The organism is Streptomyces sp. 351MFTsu5.1 (assembly GCF_000383655.1).
GTDB lineage: Bacteria > Actinomycetota > Actinomycetes > Streptomycetales > Streptomycetaceae > Streptomyces > Streptomyces griseorubiginosus.
This window is the reverse complement of sequence record NZ_KB911780.1, coordinates 511,092-518,888: the sequence shown is the minus strand read 5'-3', so window position 1 is coordinate 518,888 and position 7,797 is coordinate 511,092. Positions and strand designations below refer to the sequence as shown.

Below are 7,797 nucleotides of genomic sequence, written 5' to 3'. Positions count from 1 at the left end.
CCGAGGACGGACACCCCCCACCCCGGCACCGACCCACCCACCACACCGCACGCGCTACACAAGCCCCCACCGAAGCCGCGCGGGCCGCCGCAGGCACTCAGGGGCGCGGGGAACTGCGCAAAAACGCCCGCCCCCACCAAGCCGCAGACAAAAACGGCTCAACCGCCGGAGGCAGGCCGCTCGCGATCCGACCCGCACAACTCATCGTTCAACGACTTCACCAACTGCGTCAGATCCGTCGGCCGATCCGGCCCCCACCAGTCCCCCAGCAACTCCCCCAGCGACTCCTCCCGAGCAGAGGCCAGCCGCTCCGCAACCTCCCGCCCCGCCGCCGTGAGCCGGAGATCAGGCCCCTCCCGCTCCGCCAGCCCCCGCTCCTCCACCTGCCGAGCCGCCTCGACGATCACGCCCAACGGCACCGGCGTCCGATCGGCGAGCAGCGCCGGCTCCACCCACCCGTGCCGCCGCATCCGCAGCACCAGCCAGCTCGACGCCGGCAGCAGGTCGTACCCGGCCCGCTCGGTGATCCTCCGGTACAGGTCCCGCCGCCCCTCCCGCGTCCCCAGCAGCGACAGCGCCCGGCACACCTCGTCGTACGACGACCGCTCCACCGGATTGCTGGCCAGCGTCTCGGTGACGTCGGGCGCCGTGACCGACCCCCGCAGCCTGTCCTCCTTGAGGAACCAGGCGAGCACGAACCCGAGAAACGCGACGGGCGCGGCGTACAGGAACACGTCGGTGATGGACGAGGCGTACGCGTGCAGCGCCGCGGGACGCAGCGCGGCCGGCAGTTCCCCGAGCCCCCGGGAGTCGGACTCCAGCCCCGACACCGAGACACCGGGCGGGAGTTGGACTCCCCGCAAGGCCTCGGCCAGCTTGTCCCCGAGCCGGTTCGCGAAGACCGTACCGAAGATCGCGACACCGAAGGACGCCCCGATCGACCGGAAGAAGGTCGCCCCGGACGTGGCGACGCCGAGATCCTCGTAGGAGACGGCGTTCTGCACGATCAGCACCAGCACCTGCATGACCAGCCCGAGCCCCAGGCCGAACACACAGAAGTACAGGCTCATCACCCACGTGGAGCTGCCCTCGTCGAGCCGGTGCAGAAGCAGCAGCCCCAGCGTCGTGACGGCCGTCCCCGCGACCGGGAAGAGCTTCCACCGCCCGGTACGGCTGACGATCTGCCCGGAGACCGTCGAGGACAGCAGCAGCCCGAACACCATCGGCAGCATGTGCACCCCGGACATCGTCGGCGAGACCCCCTGCACCACCTGGAGGAAGGTGGGCAGATAGGTCATCGCCCCGAACATCGCGAACCCCACGATGAAGCTGATGACGGCGGACAGCGCGAAGGTCCGGATCCGGAACAGTTTCAGCGGCAACACCGGCTCCGCGGCCCGCCGTTCGACCGCCACGAACGCGACCGCCAGCACCACCCCCAGCGCCGCGAGCCCGACGATCTGCGGCGATCCCCAGCCCCACGTCGTACCGCCCAGCGAGGCCACCAGCACCAGGCAGGTGGCGACGGCGGCGATGAGGAACGTCCCCAGGTAGTCGATGACATGCTTCGCCGACCTGCGCGGAATCCGCAGCACGACCGCGATCACGGCCAACGCGACCACGCCCACCGGGAGGTTGACGTAGAACACCCACCGCCAGCTCAGATGCTCGGTGAACAGGCCGCCCAGCAACGGCCCGAGGACGCTCGTCGCCCCGAAGACCGCCCCGAACAGCCCCTGGTAGCGCCCCCGTTCGCGCGGCGGGACGAGATCGCCGACGATCGCCATCGACAGCACCATCAACCCGCCGCCGCCCAGCCCCTGAAGGGCCCGGAACGCGATGAGCTGGGGCATGTCCTGGGCCATGCCGCACAGCGCCGACCCGATCAGGAAGATCACGATCGCGGTCTGGAACAGCCGCTTGCGCCCGTACTGGTCCCCGAGCTTGCCCCACAGCGGGGTCGCCGCGGTGGAGGCCAGCAGATACGCCGTCACCACCCAGGACAGATGCTCCATCCCGCCGAGGTCGCTGACGATGGTGGGCAGCGCGGTGGACACGATCGTCTGGTCCAGCGCGGCGAGCAGCATGCCGAGCAGCAGGGCCCCGATGGAGACGAGGACGTTGCCGGACACATGTTCTTCACCTGTGTCTCGCACATCTCCCGTCATACCCTGCGCATCCGCCGTCATGAAGACCTCCCGGGGCTCTCGTTGCCACTCCATCGTGGTCGGTGTGACCGCTTATGGCCTGTCGAGTCCTTTTGGAAGCCGTCGTTCCGGGGGCTTCCGTGTGCCGCCCGTGGAGGGGTTCTGCATAATCTCTGGGGTTCGCGAGGGGGAGGGACGAACACATGGCGGAGTCGACCGGTCATCCGTGCCCGGAGTGCGGGGCACCCAGAGGGGCCGACCGCACCCCGTCCTGCGGCTGCACCGAGCGCGCGGCGGACGCGTTGCGCGACACGCGCACGGCGGAGGCGGCCGCGGCGGAGGACTTCGATCCGCTCCGCATACGCCCGTACGTGGACCTGGCCGACGAGACCACCTCCGTACCCCGGATGCCCACCACCGAACAGACGATGCCGTTACGGGCGGTCCCCCCGACCGCACAAGACCCCGCAACCGCACCCGCACCCCCACCCGCCCCCGACGAGACAAGAGCGCTCCCCACCGACCCGAAGCTCTTCCAGCCGACGGACGACCCCGCCGCACCTCTCGTCCCCACCCGCGAGCACCCTCGCCGCCCCCGCCCCCGTACCGTCCTCCTCGCCGCGGCTGGAGCGGTCGTGACCGTGGTGGCCGCGGCCGGTTTCGCCAGCGGACTGTTCGCCTACGAGTCCCCGTCACGGGACGAGGCGGCACCGCGGGACGTACGGCCGGCCGTCCCCGACGCGACGACGACCCCGGCGTCCACCTCGCCGTCCGCGACCACGGAGTCCGTACGACCGCCCGCCGCACGCCCGCCCCGGACGGCGAGCGCGAGCCCGTCGGCGTCGCCGAGCCCGTCGGTGTCGAGCGCTTCGCCGAGCCCTTCCCTGTCGGCGTCCCCGACGACCGCCCCGGCCGCCTCCGCCGCGACGAACCCGGCGGCCGGGTCGGACGCGGCCCGGGAGGCGGCCCCGGCCCCGCCGGTGCTGCGGCGGGGGTCGCAGGGCCCCGAGGTGGCCGAGCTGCAACGCCGCCTCACCCAGCTCGGGCTGTACACGGGAAAGGCGAGCGGCGACTACGACGAAGACGTCGAGGACGCGGTGACCCGCTACCAGTGGGCACGCGGAATCCAGCCGCCGGAGTACGGCGTGTACGACCTGGCGACCCGGAACCGGCTGGAGTCGGAGACGACGGAACCGTAGGGGTCACAGAGGCAACCGCAGACCACCGCACCCAAGGCGATGTCGGCCCGCGTACCTCACAGAGAGCCGCGCCTACCCGACGTACAGCCGGATACCGCCGCCCTCCAGCCCCTCCACCCTCACCCGCGTGAGATCCTCCACCGCCACGTCCGGGCCGTGCAGACCCGCCCGGGGGCCGATCCCGACCACCTTCATCCCCGCCGCCTTCCCGGCCGCGATCCCCGCGCCGGAGTCCTCGAAGACGACACAGTCCGCGGGCGCGACGCCCAGCTCCGCCGCCCCCTTCAGGAACCCCTCGGGGTCCGGCTTGCTGGCCCCCACGGACTCCGCCGTGATCCGGACCTCGGGCAGCGACAGCCCCGCGGCCGCCATCCGCGCCGTGGACAACGGCACGTCGGCCGAGGTCACCAACGCGTGCGGCAGTCCCCGCAGGGAGGCGAGGAACTCGGGCGCCCCCGGTATCGCCACCACCCCGTCCATGTCCGCGGTCTCCTCCGCGAGCAGGCGGGCGTTGTCGGCGAGGTTCTGCTCCACGGGCCGCCCCGGCAGCAGGAGCGCCATCGAGGCGTGGCCCTGGCGGCCGTGGACGACCTTCATGACCTCGTCGCCGTCGAGTCCGTGCTGTGCGGCCCAGCGGCGCCAGATGCGCTCCACGACGGCGTCGGAGTTGACGAGGGTGCCGTCCATGTCGAGCAGGAGGGCGCGGGCGGTGAGCACGGTGGACACGGCGGCCGTCATCGGCAACTCCAAGCGCAGACGAGAGAGACAAGGCGGCCCCGCCCGCCGGTCAGGGAAAACGGGCGGGAGCCACTTTGTTTTCTCACGGTACAAAACCGGAGCGGGTTCACGCCACCGCCTTCGGGAACCACCCGGAACAGTTCACCCGCTGTTCGCCTCAGCCGGCCACGGCCTCCCACAGGCTCCACAGGCCGAGGGCCAGCATCAGCAGCGCCGCGATCCGGGTGATCAGCTTCAGCGGCACCCGCCTCATCAGGGCCTTTCCGCCGACGATCCCGAGTCCGGCCACCGCCCACAGCGCGAGCACCGCACCCAGGCCCACGGAGAGCGGGTCGTCGTAACGGGCCGCGAGGTTGGCCGTCATGATCTGGGTCAGATCGCCGAACTCGGCGACGAGGATCAGCATGAACCCGGCCCCGGCGACCTTCCAGAAGGACTGGTTCTCAGGCTTGCGGATCTCCTCGTCGCCGTCGTCCTTCTTCAGCAGCAGGACGGCCGCGCCGCCCAGGAAGAGCACGCCGGTGATCGCCTGCACGATCTGCTGCGGCAGCAGGGTCAGCACACTGCCGGCCGCGACGGCGAGCGCGACATGCAGCGCGAAGGCGGCGGCGACGCCCGCGAAGACATAGGAGGCGCGGTAGCGCGTGCCCAGGACGAGGCCCGCGAGCGCGGTCTTGTCGGGCAGTTCGGCGAGGAAGACGACGCCGAACACGACGGCCGTCACGGTGATGCTGATCAAGGGTCCTCAATCGGTCGGGCCGCCCCACCGAGAGTGCTGCACCTCACACACGACACCTCGGCACGGCAGCACACACGGCGCCCGAGCCGGGTCGGCACGGGCGTGCACTGCTTGCCGAAGGTCTCGCTGGCCGGCCCGCGCAATCGGGCCTGCCTCCGGGCGCCGGCTCAGATCGAGCTGAGCAGTATGTCGACGGTCCGGCGAAGAGCTACTCCCCTTCAACTCCGACCATCGTACGTGATCGTTTCCGCCGCACACCTTGTCATGTCATGTACGCGTCATTAACTTCTTACCGGGCGCACATCTCCCGGCAACACGGTGCGCCGAGCATTCGATCGCCCGCGCCTCAACACCCCCACCCCGCCAGGGAGTTCGCATGTCGAAGTTCTACGCGCGTCGACGGCTCAGCATACTCGGCGCCCTCACCGCCCTCATAGCCTCCGTCGCGGTCCTCAACGGCCCGACCGCCTCCGCGGCCCTCCCCACCCCGGTCAGCGCGGCCACCGCCCGCAGTTACCTCGCCTCGCTCACCGTGGCGACCGAGAACCGCACCGGCTACAACCGGGACCTGTTCCCGACCTGGATCACCATCAGCGGCACCTGCAACACGCGCGAGTACATCCTCAAGCGCGACGGCTCCAACGTCGTCACCGACTCCGCCTGCGCCGCCACCAGCGGCAGCTGGTACTCCCCCTACGACGGTGCCACCTGGACCGCCGCCTCCGACCTGGACATCGACCACCTGGTCCCGCTCGCCGAGGCCTGGGACTCCGGCGCGAGCGCCTGGACCACCGCCCAGCGCCAGGCCTTCGCCAACGACGTCACCCGCCCGCAGCTCCTCGCGGTCACGGACAACGTGAACCAGTCCAAGGGCGACCAGGACCCGGCCACCTGGATGCCGTCCCTCACCTCGTACCGCTGCACCTACGTCCGCGCCTGGGTCCAGGTGAAGTACTACTACGGCCTCTCCGTCGACTCGGCCGAGAAGACCGCGCTGACGAACTACCTCGCGAACTGCTGACGATTCCGCGCCGGAACCTCCCCGCGGACCTCCGTCGTTCCGTACCGTACGGGGCGACGGAGGAGGATCACGTGACCGATCTGCGGCTTGGCCCCCTGCTCAGGTACGTCGACGGCTCGTCCGCGACCGTGTGGGTCGAGACGAGCCGTCCGTGCACGGCCGAGGTGCGCTGCTCGGACGGCACCTCCGGCACGTCCGGCACCTTCCAGATCGCGGGCCACCACTACGCCCTCGTCCCGGTCGACGGCTTCACCCCCGGCACCACCCGGTCGTACGAGGTGTTCCTGGACGGCACACGCGCGTGGCCGCTGCCCGACTCGCCGTTCCCGCCGTCGGTCATCCACACCCCCGCCGAGGACGCCGGCGTCCGGGTCGCCTTCGGCTCCTGCCGCTGGGCCGCGCCGCCGGAGGGCGAGAAGGACCCCGTGGGCCCGGACGCCCTGGACACGCTCGCGACCCGGATCGCCGCCGACCCGGACGGCGAACGCCCGGACGTCCTCCTGCTGCTCGGCGACCAGGTCTACGCCGACGAGACCTCCCCGGCCACCCAACGCTGGCTGGCCGCCCGCCGCGACCTGAGCGACCCCCCGGGCGCCCAGGTGGCGGACTACGAGGAGTACACCCACCTCTACTACGAGTCCTGGCTCGACCCGGAGGTGCGCTGGCTGCTCTCCACCGTTCCCAGCTGCATGATCTTCGACGACCACGACGTCATCGACGACTGGAACACCTCCGCCGCCTGGCTGGAGGACATGCGCGCGGTCTCGTGGTGGCGCGAGCGGCTGCTGAGCGGCCTCATGTCGTACTGGGTCTACCAGCACCTGGGCAACCTCCCGCCGGCCGAACTGGCCGCCGACCCGCTCTACGCCGCCGTACGGCAGTCCCCGGACGGCACCGACGAGTTGCGCGCCTTCGCCTGCAAGGCCGACGCCGACGCCGCCTCCGTGCGCTGGAGCTACCGGCGCGACTTCGGCCGGGTGCGGCTGCTCATGGTCGACTCCCGCGCGGCCCGGGTCCTCGAGGAGGAGAAGCGCTCGATGCTGGACCGCGGCGAGGCCGAGTGGCTGCGCGAGCAGGTGCTGGAGGAGCGTTCCTCCTACGACCATCTCCTGATCGGCACCTCGCTGCCCTGGCTGCTGCCGCACCTGGTGCACGACGCCGAGGCCTGGGACGCGGCGCTGTGCCGGGGCGAGCGCGGGGCGCGCTGGGCCCGGTTCGGGGAGAACCTGCGGCGCAAGGCGGACCTGGAGCACTGGGCGGCGTTCCCGCGGTCGTTCGCCGCGCTGGCGGACCTGATCGCCGAGGTGGGCTCCGGGCCCGAGGCGCCGGCGACGGTGCTGGTGCTCTCCGGGGACGTGCACCACGCGTACGTGGCCGAGCCGAAGTGGCACACCGGCGGTCCCGACGCGCGGGTCCTCCAGCTGACCTGCTCCCCCGTCCACAACTCCGTCCCGGGCTACATCCGGTTCGGCTTCCGCTTCGGCTGGAGCGCGACGGCGCGGGCGCTCGGACGGCGGCTCGCCCGGCACGGCCGCTGCGAGCAGCCGCCGGTGTCCTGGCGGCACACCGGCGGCCCGTGGTTCGGCAACCAGCTCATGACACTGACCCTGAACGGCCGTTCGGCACGGCTGCGGCTGGAGCAGGCGCGGGAGTCGGGGCAGGGGCAGGGGCAGGTACGGCTGCTGACGGTGTCGGAGTCCGAACTCACCGCAGCGGGCGGGCACAAGAAGTCCCGGCTTCCGAACGTGTGACAGTGCCCACTATCTGACGGCCCGTCAATAATGTTGCTCCGTAGGACAGTTGACCTTCCGGTGAGAACGGGCCCAGAGGCACATTCGGACACACTTTCGGAAGCGGATATGGCCGCCACAGCCCTCCCACGTGCGGTTGCGAGTGAAACGGCTGGGACAACGGAGACGAATCAGTGGCCAGATGTTGAACTTGCAAGCATTG

General features: G+C 71.2%; 6 protein-coding genes. 3 read left to right on the top strand and 3 right to left on the bottom strand.

All coding sequences use genetic code 11. The features are described from left to right. Window positions 1-158: 158 nt before the first annotated feature. A complete protein-coding gene (locus tag H295_RS0116790) occupies window positions 159-2,189 on the bottom strand; it encodes an MDR family MFS transporter (protein ID WP_028809436.1) in 2,031 nt (676 codons plus the stop codon). 161 nt (window positions 2,190-2,350) lie between these two features. On the opposite strand from H295_RS0116790, the gene H295_RS0116785 reads away from it, so the two are divergent. After that, window positions 2,351-3,346 (top strand): peptidoglycan-binding domain-containing protein, encoded by a 996-nt coding sequence (locus H295_RS0116785; RefSeq protein ID WP_020136491.1) that lies wholly within the window; start codon window positions 2,351-2,353, stop codon window positions 3,344-3,346. 72 nt (window positions 3,347-3,418) lie between these two features. Here the strand turns inward: H295_RS0116785 and H295_RS0116780 are convergent, their stop codons facing one another. Next, complete coding sequence (locus H295_RS0116780; RefSeq protein WP_020136490.1) at window positions 3,419-4,084, bottom strand: HAD-IA family hydrolase; 666 nt, start codon at window positions 4,082-4,084, stop codon at window positions 3,419-3,421. 157 nt (window positions 4,085-4,241) lie between these two features. Continuing rightward, complete coding sequence (locus H295_RS0116775) at window positions 4,242-4,823, bottom strand: TMEM165/GDT1 family protein (RefSeq protein ID WP_020136489.1); 582 nt, start codon at window positions 4,821-4,823, stop codon at window positions 4,242-4,244. Window positions 4,824-5,199: 376 nt separating this feature from the next. On the opposite strand from H295_RS0116775, the gene H295_RS0116770 reads away from it, so the two are divergent. Further along, window positions 5,200-5,844 (top strand): HNH endonuclease family protein, encoded by a 645-nt coding sequence (locus tag H295_RS0116770; protein ID WP_020136488.1) that lies wholly within the window; start codon window positions 5,200-5,202, stop codon window positions 5,842-5,844. Between the two features lie 71 nt (window positions 5,845-5,915). Beyond that, a complete protein-coding gene (locus tag H295_RS0116765) occupies window positions 5,916-7,595 on the top strand; it encodes an alkaline phosphatase D family protein (RefSeq protein WP_020136487.1) in 1,680 nt (559 codons plus the stop codon). Window positions 7,596-7,797 lie beyond the last annotated feature (202 nt).